The 18,622-nt window shown below is 71.3% G+C and carries 15 protein-coding genes; 10 read left to right on the top strand and 5 right to left on the bottom strand.

Going from position 1 to position 18,622, the window contains the following annotated elements; translation table 11 throughout:
• Window positions 1-72: 72 nt before the first annotated feature.
• The 3 genes from LGR69_RS12350 (at window position 73) to LGR69_RS12340 (ending at window position 2,015) form a co-directional block, all read left to right on the top strand.
• Window positions 73-342 carry a hypothetical protein gene (locus tag LGR69_RS12350; RefSeq protein WP_007560631.1) on the top strand — a complete coding sequence of 90 codons (270 nt, stop codon included), beginning with the start codon at window positions 73-75 and terminating at the stop codon, window positions 340-342.
• A 156-nt stretch (window positions 343-498) separates the two neighbouring features.
• Window positions 499-1,260, top strand: coding sequence for a TerB family tellurite resistance protein (locus LGR69_RS12345; protein ID WP_230366183.1), 762 nt, complete (start codon window positions 499-501; stop codon window positions 1,258-1,260).
• 2 nt (window positions 1,261-1,262) lie between these two features.
• Window positions 1,263-2,015, top strand: a complete 753-nt coding sequence (locus LGR69_RS12340; RefSeq protein WP_230366182.1) for an N-acetylmuramoyl-L-alanine amidase — start codon at window positions 1,263-1,265, stop codon at window positions 2,013-2,015.
• Window positions 2,016-2,104: 89 nt separating this feature from the next.
• Here the strand turns inward: LGR69_RS12340 and LGR69_RS12335 are convergent, their stop codons facing one another.
• From LGR69_RS12335 to LGR69_RS12325, 3 genes are all read right to left on the bottom strand, one after another.
• Entirely contained in the window at window positions 2,105-3,139 is a 1,035-nt protein-coding gene (locus LGR69_RS12335) for a TerC family protein (protein WP_230366181.1), read from the bottom strand.
• Between the two features lie 217 nt (window positions 3,140-3,356).
• A complete protein-coding gene (gene sugE, locus LGR69_RS12330) occupies window positions 3,357-3,677 on the bottom strand; it encodes a quaternary ammonium compound efflux SMR transporter SugE (protein ID WP_007560642.1) in 321 nt (106 codons plus the stop codon).
• Window positions 3,678-3,687: 10 nt separating this feature from the next.
• A complete protein-coding gene (locus LGR69_RS12325) occupies window positions 3,688-5,217 on the bottom strand; it encodes an MDR family MFS transporter (protein WP_370881359.1) in 1,530 nt (509 codons plus the stop codon).
• A gap of 287 nt (window positions 5,218-5,504) precedes the next feature.
• Here LGR69_RS12325 and LGR69_RS12320 point away from each other — a divergent pair, with 287 nt between their 5' ends.
• Window positions 5,505-6,035, top strand: coding sequence for a GNAT family N-acetyltransferase (locus LGR69_RS12320; protein ID WP_230366180.1), 531 nt, complete (start codon window positions 5,505-5,507; stop codon window positions 6,033-6,035).
• Between the two features lie 73 nt (window positions 6,036-6,108).
• Complete coding sequence (locus LGR69_RS12315; RefSeq protein WP_230366179.1) at window positions 6,109-7,434, top strand: TIGR03862 family flavoprotein; 1,326 nt, start codon at window positions 6,109-6,111, stop codon at window positions 7,432-7,434.
• A 270-nt stretch (window positions 7,435-7,704) separates the two neighbouring features.
• On the opposite strand, the gene LGR69_RS12310 is transcribed toward LGR69_RS12315, so the two are convergent.
• Window positions 7,705-8,553 (bottom strand): collagen-like protein, encoded by an 849-nt coding sequence (locus LGR69_RS12310; RefSeq protein ID WP_230366178.1) that lies wholly within the window; start codon window positions 8,551-8,553, stop codon window positions 7,705-7,707.
• A 230-nt stretch (window positions 8,554-8,783) separates the two neighbouring features.
• Between LGR69_RS12310 and LGR69_RS12305 the strand changes: the two genes are divergently transcribed.
• Genes LGR69_RS12305 through LGR69_RS12295 form a run of 3 tightly spaced genes read left to right on the top strand, consistent with a single transcriptional unit; the run spans window position 8,784 to window position 14,306 of the window.
• Complete coding sequence (locus LGR69_RS12305) at window positions 8,784-9,575, top strand: ImuA family protein (protein ID WP_230366177.1); 792 nt, start codon at window positions 8,784-8,786, stop codon at window positions 9,573-9,575.
• Complete coding sequence (locus LGR69_RS12300; RefSeq protein ID WP_230366176.1) at window positions 9,502-11,019, top strand: DNA polymerase Y family protein; 1,518 nt, start codon at window positions 9,502-9,504, stop codon at window positions 11,017-11,019. The genes LGR69_RS12305 and LGR69_RS12300 overlap by 74 nt, the downstream gene beginning before the upstream one ends.
• Window positions 11,016-14,306, top strand: coding sequence for an error-prone DNA polymerase (locus LGR69_RS12295; protein WP_230366175.1), 3,291 nt, complete (start codon window positions 11,016-11,018; stop codon window positions 14,304-14,306). The genes LGR69_RS12300 and LGR69_RS12295 overlap by 4 nt, the downstream gene beginning before the upstream one ends.
• A gap of 1,679 nt (window positions 14,307-15,985) precedes the next feature.
• Here the strand turns inward: LGR69_RS12295 and LGR69_RS12290 are convergent.
• Complete coding sequence (locus tag LGR69_RS12290) at window positions 15,986-16,504, bottom strand: cytochrome P460 family protein (RefSeq protein ID WP_122159819.1); 519 nt, start codon at window positions 16,502-16,504, stop codon at window positions 15,986-15,988.
• 522 nt (window positions 16,505-17,026) lie between these two features.
• Between LGR69_RS12290 and LGR69_RS12285 the strand changes: the two genes are divergently transcribed.
• Both LGR69_RS12285 and LGR69_RS12280 read left to right on the top strand, forming a co-directional pair.
• Window positions 17,027-18,148: a histidine kinase dimerization/phosphoacceptor domain -containing protein gene (locus tag LGR69_RS12285; protein WP_007560659.1), complete on the top strand. Its 1,122-nt coding sequence runs from the start codon at window positions 17,027-17,029 to the stop codon at window positions 18,146-18,148.
• Window positions 18,145-18,594 (top strand): response regulator, encoded by a 450-nt coding sequence (locus LGR69_RS12280; protein WP_007560661.1) that lies wholly within the window; start codon window positions 18,145-18,147, stop codon window positions 18,592-18,594. The genes LGR69_RS12285 and LGR69_RS12280 overlap by 4 nt, the downstream gene beginning before the upstream one ends.
• Window positions 18,595-18,622: the final 28 nt, after the last annotated feature.

Raw genomic sequence — 18,622 nt, 5'->3', positions numbered from 1 at the left:
GCTAAGCTCACCGCGATCCGCGACGATCACGGCCGACGGCCGGACCGGATGCACAAGGGAGATCAGGGGACCATGAAGAAGCTGACCGCAGCCGCCCTCGCCACCATCGCCGCCCTGTCGCTGGGCGCCTGCAACACCCCCGAGGATCGCGCGCTCGGCGGCGCCGGCCTCGGCGCCCTCACCGGTGCAGCCATCGGCGCGGCCGCCACGGGCCGCGCGGGCGGTGCCCTGGCGGGTGCCGCGATCGGCGGCGCCGGCGGTGCCATTGTGGGCGCCTCGACCGCGCCGCGCTGCCCCTACGGCACCTACCGGGATGCCTACGGCAACATCTACTGCCGCTAAGGCGCCGGAGCGGGGGCCGGGACGCGTCCCGGCCCTTCCGCGCGGCCTGAGGAGCGGCTATCCCGGCCCCCGGCCGGGCGCGTCCCCGGTGCGGGACCCAAAGCCGCCGACCATGATCGCACCGCGTCCACGATCCCGTTCGGGGCCGCCCCGCCCATGAGCCAGGAGGTCGACAAGGCTCAGCCTAAGGCTCAGGGGAAGCCCCAGGGACCTTGGGGCAAGCTCGGCGGCGCCGGGCTCGGGCTTGCCGTCGGCGGCCCGCTCGGGGCGCTGATCGGCGGCGTCGCGGGCCACTTCCTGGTCGACCGAATCGGCGCGCCCTTCGGCCCGACCCCGCGCGACGTGGTGTTCACCACCGGGCTGGTAGCGCTGGCCGCCAAGATGGCCAAATCCGACGGCGTGGTGCTGCCCTCCGAGGTCGAGGCGTTCGGCCGCGTCGTTCACGTCGAAGAGTCGGCGCGGGCCGGCGTCGAGCGGCTGTTCGATCTGGCGAAGAAGACCACCAACGGCTTCGAGGCCTATGCCCGGCAACTCGCGGCGACCTTCGGGGACGAGCCCGCCCTCCTCGAAGACGTGCTCGACGGCCTGTTCCAGATCGCCGGCGCCGACGGGGCCTTGCACGAGGCGGAGGAGCGCTACCTGCGCGCGGTCTCGGGGATCTTCGGCTTCGACGAGGCCGCGTTCCGCCGCATCGCGGCCCGGCACGTGCGGCTGCCGGACGATCCCTACGCGGTGCTGGGGCTCGACCGGGATGCCGACGACGCGACCGTGAAGGCGCGCCACCGGGCGCTCGTCGCCGAGCACCATCCCGATCGGGCGCTGGCCCGGGGCCTGCCCGCCGAGGCGGTGGCGATCGCCACGCGCCGGCTCGCGGCCATCAACGCCGCCTACGACCGGATCGTGCAGGAGCGCGGATAGCGGTGAGCCTCGTTCCGGACAGCCCCCTCGCCCGCCGCGTCGCGCCCTCGCCGAACCATGGCGAGCGCCGCGGGCAGCGACCCGACATGCTGATCCTGCACTACACCGGCATGGCCAGCGGGGCCGCCGCGCTGGCGCGGCTGCGCGACCCGCTGAGCGAGGTCTCGGCCCATTACCTCGTGTTCGAGGATGGCGGCATCGTCCAGATGGTGCCGGAGGCCCGCCGCGCCTGGCACGCCGGCCAGGGGGCCTGGAAGGGTGTCCGCGACCTCAATTCCTGCTCGATCGGGATCGAGATCGTCCATCCGGGCCATGCCGGCGGGCTGCCGCCCTACCCGGACGCGCAGGTCGCCGCGGTGATCGCCCTGTCCCGGGACATCCTGGAACGCTGGCCGATCCCGCCGGAGCGGGTCCTGGCCCATTCCGACGTTGCCCCCGAGCGCAAGGAGGATCCGGGCGAGACGTTCCCGTGGGAGCGCCTCGCCGCCGCGGGCGTCGGCCACATCGTGCCGCCGGCCGGCCTGCGGGACGGGCGGTTCTTCGCGCAGGGCGATGCCGGCCAGCCCGTGGAGGCGCTGCAGGCGATGTTCGCCCTCTACGGCTACGACCTGTCGGTGACCGGAACCTTCGACGCGCGCACGCACGCGGTCGTCACGGCGTTCCAGCGCCATTTCCGCCAGGCGCGGGTGGATGGCGTGGCCGATGCCTCGACCATCACCACCCTGCGCGACCTGATCGCCGCCCTGCCGGCTTGAAGCCGGAACCCTGGGGTTTCCAAAGGGCTCAGCCCTGTGTCGGGTGATCGGGGCGGAGCCCTGATGCCCGGCCGCTCAGGCTTGGCCTCTCAAGCCCGGTGGGCCCGCGCCTCGTGGCCATGGGCCGGGCCGGTGACCGCCGGGGCCGGCGCATCGGTGCGGGTGCGCCACAGGCTGTAGAGCACGCCGATCGCCAGCAGCGACAGGGTCACGACCAGGGAGACCCAGGGCTGCACGTGGATGAGCTCGAACGTGTCGGCGACCACGATCTTGGCGCCGATGAAGATCAGGATGAAGGCGAGCGCGGTCTTCAGATAGGCGAACCGGTCGACCATCGCGGCGAGCGCGAAGTAGAGGGCGCGCAGGCCCAGGATCGCGAAGATGTTGGAGGTGTAGACCACGAACGTGTCGGTGGTGATCGCGAAGATCGCCGGCACGCTGTCGACGGCGAAGATCACGTCGGCGCCGTTGACCAGCACCAGCGCCAGGGCCAGCGGGGTGAACCACACGGCCTTCTTGCCGGTGGCCGGATCGGGCCGGCGCACGGCGAAGCGCTGGCCGTGCAGCTCGGGCGTGACCCGGAACGTCTTCTTGATCCAGCGCACCACGGCGCTGTTCTGGAAGTCGCCCTCCTCCTCGGGGCCCGAGAACAGGATCTTCAGGCCGGCGAAGATCAGGAAGGCGGCGAACAGCGACAGCACCCAGTGGACCTGGTGCACCAGCGCCGCGCCGAGGCCGATCATCAGGCCGCGCAGCAGCACGGCGGCCAGGATGCCCCAGAGCAGGACCCGGTGCTGGGCGGCGCGCGGGATGTCGAGCGCGGCCAGGATCATGGCGATGACGAAGACGTTGTCCATCGACAGCGACTTCTCGACCACGAGGCCGGTGACGTATTCCTCACCCGCCTGCGGGCCGAGATACCACCAGATCCAGCCGCCGAAGGCGAGGCCGAGCGCGAGGTAGAAGCCGGTCAGCAGCAGGCTCTCGCGCACGCCGATCTCGTGCTCCTTGTCCCGGTGCAGCAGCCCGAGATCGAAGGCGAGCAGACATCCGACGAGGGCGTGGAAGCCGAGCCACATCCACAACGGCTTGCCGAGCCATTCGACGGTGAGAACGTCCATCATGTGCGGGACCTGATGCTGATTCCGGAAGGAAAGCATCGGCTCCGACATCACGGGCGCTGAACAGCGCCCGCCAGAGGGGCCCGCAGCCGATAGGGGCGAGTTAAGCGGGCGAACCGGGCGAATCAAGGGCACGGACGCGGCGGCCGGATGATCCCCGCCGCATCCCGGAACGAGGTTGCCGGCTCACGGATCGGGAGGCGGCGCAATCCGGCGCGTCTCAGGCCTCTCCGGAGAGCTTCATCAGCACTAGGCCGGAGACGATCAGCGCCGCCGCCGCGATCCGCAGCGGGCTCGCGCTCTCGCCGAGCATCAGGATGCCGAGCAGGAAGGCGCCCACCGCGCCGATGCCGGTCCAGACTGTGTAGGCGGTGCCGAGCGGCAGGCTGCGCATGGCGAAGGCGAGCAGGACGAAGCTGCCGAGGGCGGCCGCCACCGTCACGACGCTGGGGACGAGCTCCGTGAAGCCCGCCGAGCGCTTCATCGCGTAGGCCCAGACCACCTCGAGCAGGCCGGCCGCGAGCAGGATCAGCCAGGCCACGATCTGTGCCTCATCTGGGAGTGCCGGCTTTCGGTGCGCCGCCGGGCCTCGCCGCGGGACGCTCGCCGAGCGGGCGCTCCTCCATGTAGGCCAGGAACCCGAAGGCCGCCATCAGGCCGAGGCAGGCGGCCAGGAACACGGAGCGGAAGGTCAGGGCGAGATGCGCGGGGTCCGCGCCGCGGATCAGGCTCTCGACATCGTGCCCGGTCCCGGCGGCGCCGCCCAGCACGATCGTCCCGAAGGCGGCCACGATCAGGGCGCCGCCCAGCGAGCGGAAGAAGTTCATCGCCGCGGTGGCGATGCCGAGTTGGTGCGGTTCCACCGCGTTCTGGGTCGCGATGGTGGAGAGCGGCAGGATCGTCCCGATCCCCATGGAGAGCAGCGCCAGCATCACCTCCATGAGCCAGAACGGCAGCGCCCGGCCCTCCAGGGCGATGACGGCGCAGCACACGATGCTGAGGCTCATCATGGCGAGCGGCAGGCGCTTGTAGTGCCGGAACAGCAGCATCGACCGGCCCGACAGCGTCGCCCCGGTGACGGTGCCGACCATCAGCGGCACCAGGGCCACGCCGGATTCGCTGGCGGTGAGCCCGATCACGCCCTCGAGGAAGATCGGCACGTAGATGGTCAGGCCGATGAAGGTGCCCATCGCGAAGCAGGCGGACAGGGTGGCGCTGTAGACCACCCGGTCCTTCAGTACCTCGATGGGGATCAGCGGCTCGGCCGCCGTGGCGAGCCGCGCCGCGAACAGGCCGCCCAGCACCGCCGCCAGGGCGAGCAGGCCGAGGACCGGCGCGGAGCTCCAGGGATAGCGCACGCCGCCCCAGCTCAGCGCCAGCATCAGGGAGGTCGAGCTCAGGATCAGCAGGATCGCCCCGGGATAGTCGAGCCTGTGGCGGCGCTCGTTGCGTGGCAGCAGCTTCAGCTTGGCGTTGGTCAGCGCGAAGGCGAGGAAGCCGATCGGCAGGTTGATCCAGAAGATCAGCGACCAGTGCAGGTGCTGGGCGAAGAAGCCCCCGAGCAGGGGCCCGGCCACCGAGGCCGCCACGAACACGCCGGCGATCACCACCTGGTAGCGGGCCCGCTCCTTGGGCGGCATGATGTCGGCCAGGATGGTCTGCGACAGGGCGATCAGCCCGCCGCCGCCGATGCCCTGGAGGCCCCGGGCGAGCGCCAGGGTCACCATCGTGGGGGCCACCGCGCAGGCCAGCGAGCCGAGCACGAAGGTCACGATGGCGATCAGCAGCATGATCCGCCGGCCGTGGATGTCGGAGAGCTTGCCGTAGAGCGGCGTGACCGCCGTGGAGGCCAGCAGGTAGGCGGTGACGATCCAGGGCAGGTTCGCGGCGTCGCCGAGATCGAGCCCGATGGTCGGCATCGCGGTCGCCACGATGGTCTGGTCGAGGGCCGCGAGCAGCATCGCGGTCATCAGGCCGAACACGATCGCGCGGATCTCGATCGGGTTGAGGCGCGGCTGGGTGGTGGATGGGGCCGGATCGGCGTCCGCCTCGGTCGCGGTGACGGCGGTGGAGAGCGCCACGAGTGAGAAGCCTCTCTTGGGTTCGGATCGGATCGGCCCACTGGACGGGACGAGGCCGCAGCGCAGGGTTGCGCGAGCGGGATGGCATTAACGAGGCGTTGCGCCGGATCCTACACGGTCCGCGGTCATCTGCATTGTGCGTGACACGGGGCGCGGGACGACGCGCCCGGTCGCGGCGCAGGCGAAAGCGGTGGGCCGCATTCGGCGTCCGATCCGGCGTGGCCCGGCGCTTTCGGCCCGGCGCGTCAGGATTTGCCTGCCTGCGGCGCCCCACGCATAATTTGAGGATGGCCGACATCATCTACCGTCCGGCGCAGGCGACGGACGCGCTGACCATCGCGGCGATCCACATAGCCAGCTGGCGGGACGCCTATCGCTCGATCCTCGACCCGGCGTTTCTGGCCGGGCCGATCGAGGAGGATCGTCGCTCTCATTGGCTCGGAAAGCTGAGCACCCCGTCGCCGGATTTCCTGGTGGACGTCGCCTCGACCGGCGATGGCACGCTTGTCGGCTTCGCAGCGACGCAGCGTAACCTGGATCGGCGCTGGGGCAGCCTGGTGGATAACCTGCACGTCCTCCCGGAGATGCGCGGCAGGAAGATCGGCGCGACGCTGCTGCGCTCGGCTGCGCGCAAGCTGGCCTCTCAGCAGGCCGCGGAGGGCCTGCACTTGTGGGTGTTCGAGGCCAATGAGCCTGCGCTTGGCTTCTACAAGCGTCTGGGGGGCCAGGTTGTGGAGCGGACCATCTCACAGATCCCGACCGAGAACGGCCGGACGATCCTGCGGGTTCATTGGCCGGCCCTGTCGGCCCTGTTCTAGAGAGCCGTGACGGCGCGCAGGGCGGTCCCGGCCACATCTTGACAGGCACGGGTGCCTGCCGCTCTCCAGGCGGATGCCGGACGAGACAGACAACATCGCCATCGTGGGCGGCGGGCCGGCCGGGCTGGCCGCGGCCGAGGTGCTGGCGCAGGCCGGCCGCGCGGTGACGGTCTACGACCGGATGCCCTCGGTGGGCCGCAAGCTGCTGATCGCCGGGCGCGGCGGCCTCAACCTCACCCACAGCGAGCCGCGCGCGGCGTTTCTGGCGCGCTACCATCCCGCCGGCCACCTGGACGCGGCCATCGCGGCCTTCCCCCCGGAGGCGCTGCGGGATTGGTGCGCGGAACTCGGCGAGCCGACCTTCGTGGGGTCGAGCGGGCGGGTGTTTCCTACGAGCTTCAAGGCGTCGCCGCTGCTGCGGGCCTGGCTGGCGCGGCTCGACCGCCTCGGGGTCCGGATCCGCACCCGCCACCGGCTCACGGCGATCGCCGAACGGGGGCCCTCGGATCGCGCTGCATCGCGATCCGCCCCCGCGACTGCGGGGCGGCGGTCGTCCGCCGGACGCAGCAATCCCGACCCTGGGGCGGGATTGCTGCACCTGACGATGAGCTTCGAGACGCCCGATGGCCCGGCCGAGATCCAGCCCCGGGCGGCCCTGCTGGCGCTCGGCGGAGCGAGCTGGCCGCGGCTCGGCTCGGACGGACGCTGGGTGCCGCTCCTCGAAGGGCTCGGCGTGGAGGTCGCGCCCCTGGAGCCGGCCAATGCCGGCTTCGCGGTGGCCTGGTCCGACCTGTTCCGGGAGCGGTTTGCCGGCGCGCCGCTCAAGCGGGTGGCGCTCGCCTGCGACGGCACTACCGTGCGGGGCGAGGCGGTGATCACCGAGGCCGGGATCGAGGGCGGGGCGGTCTACGCCCTGTCGCGACACCTGCGCACGGCGATCGCCGCGCGGGGCAGCGCCCGCCTCCTCGTCGACCTGCGCCCCGACCTGACCCGGGACGCCCTGGCCCGCCGCCTCTCCGGTGCCCGGCCGGGGGATTCGGCCGCGACCCGCCTGCGCAAGGCCGCGGGGCTCTCGCCGGTGGCCGCGGGCCTGCTGCGCGAGGCCGCCGGCGCCGCCCTGCCGGCCGAGCCCGCGGCGCTCGCCGGGCTGATCAAGGCCGCGCCCCTCGACCTCGTCGGCTCGGCCCCGATCGAGCGGGCGATCTCGACGGCCGGCGGGGTGCGCCTCGATGCCCTCGACGCCCGGGCCATGCTGCGCGCCCGTCCGGGCCTGTTCCTGGCCGGCGAGATGCTCGACTGGGAGGCCCCGACCGGCGGCTACCTGCTCCAGGGCGCCTTCGCGGGCGGCCGGGCCGCCGCCGCCGGGATGCTGGACTGGCTGCGCGAGACCGGCGGCTGATCGGGGCGAGCGCGCCGCCTGGGGCTCGGATCCGAGCGACGGCTTCCTGAACGTGTCGACGATAGCGCTGGCTTATGCCCCCGCTCCGGCGCGCGGGAAGCGAGCGGATTCCACGTCCCTGGACGAGGCGCGGGTCCCCTCTCCCGTGCGGGAGAGGGGGCGCGTCGCGGCCTGCACAAGTCCCTGCACAAGCCGATGTCTGAACATCTTAGCTTGTGGGCCGAGAGGGAGCCCAGCATCCCGCGACAGAGATTGTGGCCCCCGCTGCCCTCACGGCCGGGTGCAGAACCCGACGATCCCCGAGGCTTCCGACGGGCAGGTGGCCCCCTCCCCGTCATAGACCGGGGTGCCGGCCTTGAGGCAGTGGGCCGTGACCAGGATCTCCTCGGCCGGGCAGGTGACGGTGCAGCCGCCCGCGCAGTCGGACTTGCGCACGGCCCGGAGGGCGGACGCGCCGGCCTCGCCCTTCGGTCCCGCCCCACCGACTGCACCAGGCTCGCCCTTGGGCCCCGGCTCACCCTTGCTCCCGGCTTCGCCCTTCGGACCCTGATCGCCTTTGGGACCCTGATCCCCCTTGGGACCCTGATCCCCCTTGGCGCCCGGCAGGCCCGGAGCGCCCGTCTCACCCTTGGGGCCCTGGTCGCCCTTCGGTCCCTGGTCGCCCTTGGGACCCGCATCGCCCTTGGGACCCGCCTCCCCGGGCGGACCCGCGGCGCCTTGCGGGCCGGGCGGGCCCGGCGGGCCTTCGGCGGCGCAGTTCGCGACCACGGCCTCGCGCTCGTCCGGCTCGGCCTTGAGGGTCACCACGCAGGTCGGCGGCCGGTAGGGGACCCGGAAGGTGAAGCGCCCGCGCCGGTCGGCCTGGATCGAGATGTCGTCGTCCAGGACCACGATCGCCCCGGGCTTGCGCACCGAGCCCGAGATCCGCAGGTCGCCGGCCTCGATCCGGGCGTCGTAGACCATGATCGGCTGGCTCGGGGCCTGCGCGGGCCGGGGCCGTGGTCTGGCCTGGCGCGGGGGCGCCTCGGCGGATGGGGCGGGGCCGGGATCCGGCGGCTGCTGGGCGAGGGCCGCTCCGGAGAGGGCGAGCAGGATCGTCAAGGCGAGGGCTGGGCGCATGCTCGGACCGTGTCGGCCGCGTCTGGCGCGGCACACGACTTGTGGTCTCGGCTCGCGGACTCGGTCAACCGTGGCTTTGGTCGCGGGCGGCCCGAGGCGATTCCACACGCGTCCACATCCATCCACAGGCCAAGCCGCTGGCCCGGCGTCCGATTCAGGTGCCGTGCGGAAACGGTTTGAACATGTTCCTGTTATGTTCTTATCGTCCGGCATGACCGGAGCACACGGAGATGGGGCTGGACCCTGCGAACCAGACCGGGCGGGCCTCCGCAACTGGCAGCCCCCGGGAGCGGCTGGCAAGCCTGCGGGCGCGCCTCGCGGGTCCGGGCGGCCCGGCGGCGGCGCGGCCGGTCCTGCCGCTCGGCCTGACGGCGATCGACGCGCATCTGCCCGGCGGCGGCCTGGCCCTCGGGCCGCCGCACGAGATCGCCCCGATGGAGCCGGCGGACGCGATCGCGGCCCTGGGCTTCACCCTGGCGCTCTGTGCCGCCCAGCTCGCCCGCACGCAAGGCGCGGCGCTGATCGCCGCCGCGCCGAACCAGCCCCTGCCCCACGGCCATGGCCTGGCCGGTCTCGGCCTCGATCCGGGCCGGCTCCTGCTGCTGGAGGCGGGGGGCGACGCGGAGGTGTTTCGCGCCCTCGAGGCGGCGCTCCACGCCCGCGCCCTGCCGGTGCTGATCGGCCTCCTGGCGGACGGCCTGCCGCTGAAGCCGGGCCGGCGCCTGCAGCTCGCCGCCGAGGCGGGCTCGGAGGGGGCCGCGCCGCCGCTGGTGCTGATTCTGCGGCCGCCGCAGGCCGGCCTGCCCAACGGCGCCGCCACCCGGTGGAGCATCGCCTCGGCCCCGGCCACCCGGGACCGGTTCGGGACCCTGGACAACCCGCGCTGGCGGGCGCGGCTCGAGCGCTGCCGCAACGGGCGGGGCGGCGACTGGCTTCTGGAGTGGGACCATGCCGCGCATCGTCTGCGTCTGCCTGAGCCACTGGCCCGTGACGCGGCTGCGGCGGGCCGGTCTCGCGCCTGACCGGGGCCCGCTCGCGGTGGCGGCCGAGGGCCCCGGCGGCCTGCGGCTCCTCGCCCTCGACCCGGAGGCCCGCGCCCTGGGCCTGCGGCCGGGCGAGCCCCTGGGCCGGGTCCGGGCGCGGATCGGCGTGCCGCTCCAGGTCCATCCAGCCGATTCCGAATCCGACCGGGCGGCGCTGCTGCGCCTTTGCCGCTGGGCGGAGGGCTACGCCCCCGTCGTGGCCCCGTTCGGGGCCGCCGAGGCGGCGGACGGGTTCTATATCGACGTCGCCGGGGCGAGCCACCTGCGCGGCGGCGAAGAACCCCTCGTGGACGATCTGGCCGGGCGCCTGGCGCGGTCGAACATTCCCGCCCGGATCGCGCTCGCCGACACCCCCGGCGGCGCCTTCGCGCTGGCCTGCTACGGGGCTTCCGACCGGGTGATCGTGCCCCCCGGCGGGGCCGAACCGGCCCTGCGGGCGCTGCCCGTGGAGGCCCTGCGCCTCGATCCCGGCACGGTCTCGGGCCTGCGGCGGCTCGGCCTGCGCCGGGTCGGCGAAGTCGATGCCCTGGCCCGGGGGCCGCTGGCCCGCCGCTTCGGCGAGGCCCTGCTGCTGCGCCTCGACCAGGCGATGGGCCGCCGGCCGGAGCCCCTGGCGCCGCTCACCGAGGAGGCCGCGTACCGGGCCGCCCGGGGCTTCCTCGACCCGATCGGCCGGCAATCGGACATCGTCGTCACCGCCCGGCTGCTGATGGCCGAGATCGCGCCCCGGCTGGAGCGGGACGGAATCGGCGCCTGCGGCCTGCGCCTCGTGCTGCACCGGGTCGACGGGGTGATGCGCGTCCTCGATCTCGGCCTGTCCCGGCCCGAGCGCTGCCCCGAGCGCGTCGCCGCCCTGGTGTCCCTGCGCCTCGACCGCCTCGGCGCGGGCCTCGATGCCGGCTTCGGCTTCGAGACCGTGACGCTCACCGTGACGGTGACCGGCGCCCTGTCGGCCCGCCAGACCGAGCTCGGGGCGGCGCCCCAGGGCGACGGGATCGACGCTCTCGCGGACGCCCTGGCGCAGCGCCTCGGCCGGCCGCTCCTGCGCCTCGGGGCGCGGGCGAGCCACATCCCCGAGCGGGCCGCCCATCCCCGCCCCTGGACCTCAGATCCGACGCCCTGGCCGGACCACCTGCCGCCCCGGCCCCTGGTGCTGTTCCCCCGGGGCGAGGCCGCCCTCGACGTCCTGTCCACCGTGCCCGAGGGGCCGCCCCGGCGCTTCCGCTGGCGCGCCCGGATCCACGCGATCGTCCATGCCGAGGGGCCGGAGCGGATCGCGGCCGAGTGGTGGCACGCGCCGGGCGCGGCCCGGGACTATTACCGCGTCGAGTGCGAGGCCGGCCGCCGGCTCTGGCTCTACCGCGACGGGCCGCACGCCCCCGGCCGCCCGGCCGCGTGGTTCGTCCACGGGGTGTTCGCGTGAGCGGCCCCGCCTACGCCGAGCTCGCCCTCACCACGAACTTCTCGTTCCTGCGCGGCGCCTCGCATCCGCAGGAATACGTCGTGCAGGGGGCGGCCTACGGGCTCAAGGCTCTCGGGATCGCCGACCGCAACACCGTGGCCGGGGTGGTGCGGGCGCATGCGGCAGCGCGGGCGCTGGAGGCGGAGGGGTTGAAGATCCACGTCCTGCCGGGCGTGCGCCTCGTCACCGAGGACGGGTTCGAGGCGGTGACCTATCCCGTGGACCGGCAGGCCTGGGGCCGCCTCTGCCTGCTGCTCACCCTGGGCAACCGGCGCAGCCGCAAGGGCGAATGCCGCTTCACCTTCGCCGAGATGCTGGAGGCCGCCGAGGGGCAGATGTTCATCGCCATGCCGCCGGGCCGGCGCCTGCGCCCCCCGGACGGGTTCCTGGGTCGGCTCGAGGCCCTGGCCGCCGCCGCCCCGGGCCGGACCTGGCTCGGCGCGAGCCACGCGCGCCGCGGCGACGAGCGCCGCCGCCTCGGCCTGCTGGCCGAGCTGGGTGAGACCTACGGAGCGCCCATGGTCGCGGTCTCGGACGCGCTCTACCACCATCCCGAACGGCGCCCGCTCCAGGACGTGGTGACGTGCATCCGCGAGCGCTGCCGGATCGCGGAGGCCGGCTACCGCCTGGAGTCCAATGCCGAACGCCACCTGAAGCCCCCCGCCGAGATGGCCCGGCTGTTCGCCGACCATCCGGAGGCGCTGGCCCGCACCCTCGAGATCGCGCAGGCCTGCAGCTTCTCTCTCGGGCAGCTGCATTACGAATATCCCGACGAGCCGGTGCCGCCGGGGCGCACGCCGCAGGAATATCTGGAGGAGAAGACCTGGGAGCGGGCGCGCTGGCGCTATGCCGGCGACATCCCGGCCGCGGTCGAGGCGACGCTCCACGAGGAGCTGCGGCTCATCGCGCAGATGAAATATGCCCGCTACTTCCTGACCCTGTTCGACGTGGTCGAGTTCGCCCGGAGCAAGGGGATCCTGTGCCAGGGCCGCGGCTCGGCGGCCAATTCGGCGGTGTGCTTCTGCCTCGGCATCACCGCCGTGGACCCGTCCAAGCACCGGCTGCTGTTTGCCCGGTTCATCTCCGAGAACCGGGGCGAGCCCCCCGATATCGACGTCGATTTCGAGCACGAGCGCCGCGAAGAGGTGATCCAGCACCTCTACGACCGCTACGGCCGGGACCGGGCCGCCCTCTGCGCCACGGTGATCCATTACCGCCCGCGCATGGCGATCCGCGAGGTCGGCAAGGTGCTGGGGCTCACCGAGGACGTGACCGCGGCGATCGCCGACACGGTCTGGGGCTCCTGGGGCAAGGACGTGCCGGACAAGCACGTGCGCGAGGCCGGCCTCGATCCCGACAACCCGATGCTCCGGCAGGCCCTCGACCTCGCGCATCAGCTGATCGGCTTCCCCCGCCACCTGTCGCAGCATGTCGGCGGCTTCATCCTGACCCGGGGGCGGCTCGACGAGACCGTGCCGGTGGGCAACGGCGCCATGGCGGACCGCACCTTCATCGAGTGGGACAAGGACGACATCGACGCGATCGGCCTGATGAAGGTCGACGTGCTGGCGCTCGGCATGCTGACCTGCCTCAAGCGCGGCCTCGATTTTCTGGAGCGGGACCACGGCCTGTTCTACGAGACGCTCGCCGACCTGCCCCGGGAGGATCCCGACACCTACGCGATGCTGGCGAAGGCCGATTCGGTGGGCGTGTTCCAGGTCGAGAGCCGGGCGCAGATGTCGATGCTGCCGCGCCTCAAGCCCAAGGAGTTCTACGACCTCGTCGTGCAGGTGGCGATCGTGCGCCCCGGCCCGATCCAGGGCGACATGGTCCATCCCTACCTGCGGCGGCGCTCCGGGATCGACCCGGTGGTCTATCCGGCCCCGCATCCGGATCACGGGCCGGCGGACGAGCTGCACACGGTGCTGCACAAGACCTATGGCGTGCCGCTGTTCCAGGAGCACGCGATGCAGATCGCCATCACGGCGGCGGGCTTCACCCCGGCCGAGGCCGACGGGCTGCGCCGGGCGATGGCGACCTTCCGGCATGTCGGCTCGATCGGCGGCTTCGAGCAAAAATTCGTGGGCGGCATGACCCGCCGCGGCTACCCGGCGGATTTCGCCGAGCGCTGCTTCGCGCAGATCAAGGGCTTCTCCACCTACGGCTTCCCGGAGAGCCACGCGGCGAGCTTCGCGCTCCTGGTCTACGCCTCCGCCTGGATGAAGTGCCGGCACCCGGACGTCTTCCTGGCCGCGATCCTCAACGCCCAGCCGATGGGCTTCTACCAGCCGGCCCAGCTGGTGCGCGACGCCCGCGCCCACGGGGTCGAGGTGCGGGGCGTCTGCGTCAACGCCAGCGCCTGGGACTGCACCCTGGAGCCGGCCGCGGATCCGAAGCTGCACGCGGTGCGCCTCGGCCTGCGGCAGGTGCGCGGCCTGCCCGAGGCGGCGATGCACCGGCTCGTCCGGCTGCGCGCCAACGGCTATGCCAGCATCGAGGGGCTGCAGGCGGCCCTCGCCTTGCCGCGCAACGCCCTGGAGCGCCTGGCCGAGGCGGACGCGTTCCGGTCGCTCGGCCTCGACCGGCGCGCCGCCCTGTGGATGGTGCGGACGCTGGAGGGCACCGCGTCCCGCAAGGCGGCCAAGGCGGATGGAGCCGAGCGCCGCGGCCATCTGCTCGATGCGCCGCTGCCGCTCTTCGCCTGGCACGCCGATGACGGCCTGTTCCGGCACGAGCCGCAGGTGAACCTGCCGACATTGCCCCTGCCCGAGGCGGTGGCCGAGGATTATGCCGCCACCGGCCTGTCGCTCCAGGGGCACCCGGTCGCGTTCTTCCGGGGCCGCCTCGCCCGGATCGGCGCGATCCCGGCCCGGGCCCATTGCGATCCTGCCCTGCCCCAGGGCGCCCGGGTCACGGTGGCGGGCCTCGTGCTGATCCGCCAGAGGCCGGGGACCGCCAAGGGCGTGGTGTTCCTGACCCTGGAGGACGAGACCGGCATCGCCAACGTGATCATCTGGAAGACGGTGTTCGAGGCCAACCGCCGGGCCGCCATGCAGGCCCGCTTCCTCGCCGTGCGCGGCCGGGTGCAGCGGGCCGAGGGGGTGGTCCACCTGGTCGCCGAGGGGTTCCGCGACCTCACGGATTCCCTGCGCGACCTGCGCGCGGCCGGGATGCGGCTGCCGCCCGAGACCACGGATTTCGGTGCGCCCCCGGACCGGCGGATGTATCCGAGCCGGGATTTCCACTGAGCGCCCGTGCGGGACGCCCCACCGGCACTGCGCGCGGGTTGTCGAATGCCGACGCTTCGCCGACCGCTCTCGACCCGGGGGCGCGACGCTCCAGGAAGCCCGCGGGCGGCCGCGCGATCCGATCGAAGACGGTCGCGAAGGGCTGGATCGCGAGCCGTTTCGCCAGCCTGTACAGACCGCGCAGCTACGGGGCGTGCCGATCTGAGATATTGAGGCGAAAGGCCCCCGGGGCTCTGTGGTCGCGTCTATTTCGGGGCCGATACCAAGATGTGCGCGCCGCAAGGGGTGCACTCAATATTTCATGAATAGGGATTTTATTCAATAATTAACCTATGAGAGCGACGCGTAAGTGGATAAATATTAACCTGATGAGTGTCACCGGTCTATTCCAGGGACTATGGCGCGGGACAACGCGAGCGTCGGCCTGTGCGGCCTGAGGGCGCGATCTGCTTTCGGTCGCCGCGTGATGCCAAGGTCAGGGTCACGCGCATGCTCAAGGGTATCGTCGCGCGGGGTCGAGGTTGGACGAGCCTTCGGATGCCTATCCAAACTCACGATGCAGAACCGGGTCACGCTCGGCAGGAAACGCTTTTCCTTCCGTACAGGCGATCAGGTCAGCCCTCAGCGAGCCCCGTTGGCCGTATCTGCATCGTGTTGCACGACCCGCCGTTGCGCCGTCTGCCGGGTCGGCAAATCGAGGCGCGCGTGGTGCTCTCGGAGCATTCTGCGAAGCCATCAATTCGCCTTACGCACTATAAATATCCGCCGCAGCACGTCCATCGATCGTTTGTAATATGAGCAAAACGAATAAGATTCGCGTCGGTATGATCGCTCTGGTTCTGGCTGTCGTATTGGTAGCCCTGGCCAGCTGGATGGAAGGTCGACTCATCATGTACTGATTCTATTTTCTGCTGACGTCTCCTGAAAATATTGCCGAACTGATCAGGTATCCCCCTTGCAGGCTTGAAAGCTGGGCAAATACAACCACAAGTCTGTACCACAGGAATTCGTTGTAGAACGCTGAAAAAAGAAGTTGTGAGAAAAGAATTACGATCGACACGAATATCACGGCGCTTACGCGCATATACTTTCCTATCACACCGCCCGTAAGAGCAAACAAAGCAGCCGCCAGCATAGATATTGACCCATATATGCAATCAATAAGCAGGCGGACTGCGAAGATTAACCTTCTTCAGCCGGGGCAACCACGAATTGTTGGTCCCTGTATAATTGGTTTTTGGCCAGGCAATATCAAGGTACAAATTGACGCATTTATGAATGGTTACTGCTATACCGATGATCTTGTTCAAATGGCAATTCGGCAATCCAAATTATAACGTGCATTATATTCCTCGTGAAAGCGATCAGACGCGCGATGATCGGGAAGTACCTGGGCGGCGCTCCGACCATCACCCGCTCGTCGCGCGCAGGCTTTCGGCTTCGATCCATCTCGCGCATGCTGAAGAGCGCCGAGGCCTCCCGCCGGCACGCCTCTGTCGATCCCGTTCGAGGTCGGCTCCGGGTGGAGAGCTTCACTGGGCTCGTTACCCGGAAGCCGATGGTCTGTTCTCAGCGCATTCCGCCCGTCCGGGGCGACGGTCCGAGGCGGACGCGGCTCCGGCATCGACACCGCCGAGTCTCGCGAGCCGCTCAGCCGGCTTCGACGCGGCCCCGCACCCTCAGGGCGTGTAGTGCGTGAAGACGAAATCGTCGCCCGCCGGGGCCCGGGCGTGGCAGGGCGCGCAGGTCCCCATCAGCGCCGCGCTGCGGTTGGCCTTGCCGCCCTCGAACTGTCCGTAGCCCCAGCCGCCGGTGTCGGCGTACCGCGTCGCGTCCTTGACGCTCAGTTGCACGTTCGTGGGTGCGCCCGGGACGAAGGATTGAGCCTGGCCGAAGATCGCGTTGTTCTCCTCGGACGGCACATACGCGTAGGCCAGCCGCGCGATCACGGCGCCATCCGGGAACGGACGCGTCCCGTCCCGGAAGGCCTGCACGGCGATGTCGTTGCCGAGTACGGCACGGATGTCATTGAGGCTGCCGGCCTCGTGAGCCATGCTGATCAGCCGCCAATCGCGGTACCCGACAGGGAGCTTCACGCCGAAGATCGGGGAGCCGTCGTCATCGGCGCTTCCGGCGGCGGCTGGCAGCAGGGCGAGCGCGCACGCTGCCGCCCAGGACCACGAATGCCTGCGTTCCATCGCATATCTCCGTCAGATCGGTGCCGCCAACGTGTCCTTGACTCGTGAACACTGCAACTTGGGATCGCGGCGGATGAGCGGCCTCTCACCAGCAGTCGCGCCGCCCGCGGACGGATTTCGGCACAGCCCTTCGGTGGCGGACCGGCGGGCTCGGGGGTGGGGCGGTGCCCGCGTCGATGGCTCCCAGCCGCTATCGCCCGGGGCGCGAACCGATGCGGGGCGTGTCTCGGATGCCGGCGTGAGGCCGGGCGGCACTTTGCCAGGCGGGGGCGGAAAAAGGCTCAAGCGGCGTCCCGCGTCCCTCGAGTTGGGTCTTCCAGGGCCATGCCCCCGGCGCCTCGAGGCGGGCGGAGACGATGGCGCCGATCCGGGTGCGGCATCCTGTCGATGGGTTTTTCGCGTCAAACGGTACCGTCCCTGAACCCTTCGTGCGAATCGGCCGTTTAGGTCCCGGCCTGCGAGCGCGCAGGCCTCAGCCGATTGCCGGAGGTGACGAACGCCGGGCATGGAAGAGCAGGTTCGATGGAACAGCCCGACGCATGGCATCTGACGGACCGGCTCGACGCCGAGCACGGTAAGGGCGATCCGTTCGCCGCCGCAGTCCGCGCCACGCGGATGGCCATGATCGTCACCAATCCGCGCCTGCCCGACAACCCGATCGTCTTCGCCAACGACGCGTTCCTGCGGATGACCGGCTACGAGCGCGAGGACGTGCTCGGCCGCAATTGCCGCCTCCTCCAGGGTGAGAACACCGATCGCGGCGCCGTGGCGCTGATCCGCGAGGCCGTCACGGCGCAGCGGGACATCGCCATCGACCTGCTGAACTACCGCAAGGACGGGTCGTCGTTCTGGAACGCCCTGTATCTCAGCCCGGTCGCCAACGAGGCCGGCGAGGTGCTGTTCTTCTTCGCCTCGCAGCTCGACGTCACCGACCGCGTGGACGCCCATCTCCGGGTCCAGCAGGAGAAGGACCATTTCGAGGCCGAGGTCGCCCGCCGGACCCGCGACCTGACCGACGCCCTGGCGACCCAGACCATGCTGGTCCACGAGGTCGATCACCGGGTCAAGAACAACCTCCAGATGATCGCGGCCCTGCTCGCCATGCAGACCAAGGCGATCACCGATCCGGCGGCCCGCAGCGCCATGGAGGCGATGCTGACCCGCGTGGAGGCCCTCGGCACCGTCCACCGCCGGCTCTACCAGTCCAACAACGTCGAGCGCTTCGACGTCGCCGAGTTCGCCCGCGACCTCGCCACCGACCTCGTGCGCGGCTCGGGCCTCGACCGTATCCGCCTGCATCTGGACCTCGAGACCGTGGAGATCCCGGTCGCCAAGGCGCCGCCGGTGGCGCTGATGATGAACGAGCTGATCACCAACGCGCTCAAGCACGCTTTCCCGGGCGACCGCGCCGGCCGGCTTTCCGTGACGGTGGCGCCGGACGACCGCTATTTCAGCATCAAGATCGCCGACGACGGCGTCGGCATGCCCGTGCAGGTCATGGAGCAGCGCTCATTCGGCAAGCGGCTGATCGGCACCCTGTGCCGCCAGCTCAGTGCCAGCATCGCCTGGCAGGCGAATGACCCGGGCACGATCGTCAACGTCCGCCTGCCCCGCGAGATGGCTACCGGTCTGGAGGCCACATGAGCGAGCCGATGCGGATCCTCGTCGTCGAGGACGAGGCCCTGATCCTGATGCAGATCGAGATGATGCTGGAGGCGGCGGGCTATCGCGTCGTGGGCACCGCCATGACGGCCGGGGAGGCGATCGCCCTCATCCACGAGACCCGCCCGGAACTGGTGCTGATCGATCTGCGGCTCGGCGACGATTCCTCGGGCGTCGAGGTGGCCCATGCCGTGCGCGATATCGGCGGCATCACGGCGGCCTTCATGACCGCCAACGCCCGGGCGCTCTCGGACGATTTGGAGGGCGCCACGGCGGTGATCGCCAAGCCGTTCACCGGCTCGGTGCTGGAGGATTCCCTCGCCTATCTCGAGGATTGCGTCCGCTGCCCGCCCCCGGCCGAGCTGGTGCCGGTGGGGATGCGGGTCGCCCCGGCCCTGCTCAAGAGCTTCGCCCAGATGCGGGCCTGAACCCGGCCCTCGACAGGCCGGGCGCCGC

The sequence above is a fragment of the Methylobacterium brachiatum genome (assembly GCF_020523825.1).
Lineage (GTDB): Bacteria > Pseudomonadota > Alphaproteobacteria > Rhizobiales > Beijerinckiaceae > Methylobacterium > Methylobacterium brachiatum.
Note: the sequence above shows the minus strand (reverse complement) of the source record. Positions and strands in the feature narration are given on the sequence as shown.

Excerpts from the sequence above, each read along its gene's own strand:
- LGR69_RS12350 (WP_007560631.1), top strand. The coding sequence starts at position 73 with ATGAAGAAGCTGACCGCAGCCGCCCTCGCCACCATCGCCGCCCTGTCG.
- LGR69_RS12345 (WP_230366183.1), top strand. The coding sequence starts at position 499 with ATGAGCCAGGAGGTCGACAAGGCTCAGCCTAAGGCTCAGGGGAAGCCC.
- LGR69_RS12335 (WP_230366181.1), bottom strand. The coding sequence starts at position 3,139 with ATGATGGACGTTCTCACCGTCGAATGGCTCGGCAAGCCGTTGTGGATG.
- LGR69_RS12320 (WP_230366180.1), top strand. The coding sequence starts at position 5,505 with ATGGCCGACATCATCTACCGTCCGGCGCAGGCGACGGACGCGCTGACC.
- LGR69_RS12315 (WP_230366179.1), top strand. The coding sequence starts at position 6,109 with ATGCCGGACGAGACAGACAACATCGCCATCGTGGGCGGCGGGCCGGCC.
- LGR69_RS12310 (WP_230366178.1), bottom strand. The coding sequence starts at position 8,553 with ATGCGCCCAGCCCTCGCCTTGACGATCCTGCTCGCCCTCTCCGGAGCG.
- LGR69_RS12305 (WP_230366177.1), top strand. The coding sequence starts at position 8,784 with ATGGGGCTGGACCCTGCGAACCAGACCGGGCGGGCCTCCGCAACTGGC.
- LGR69_RS12300 (WP_230366176.1), top strand. The coding sequence starts at position 9,502 with ATGCCGCGCATCGTCTGCGTCTGCCTGAGCCACTGGCCCGTGACGCGG.
- LGR69_RS12290 (WP_122159819.1), bottom strand. The coding sequence starts at position 16,504 with ATGGAACGCAGGCATTCGTGGTCCTGGGCGGCAGCGTGCGCGCTCGCC.
- LGR69_RS12285 (WP_007560659.1), top strand. The coding sequence starts at position 17,027 with ATGGAACAGCCCGACGCATGGCATCTGACGGACCGGCTCGACGCCGAG.
- LGR69_RS12280 (WP_007560661.1), top strand. The coding sequence starts at position 18,145 with ATGAGCGAGCCGATGCGGATCCTCGTCGTCGAGGACGAGGCCCTGATC.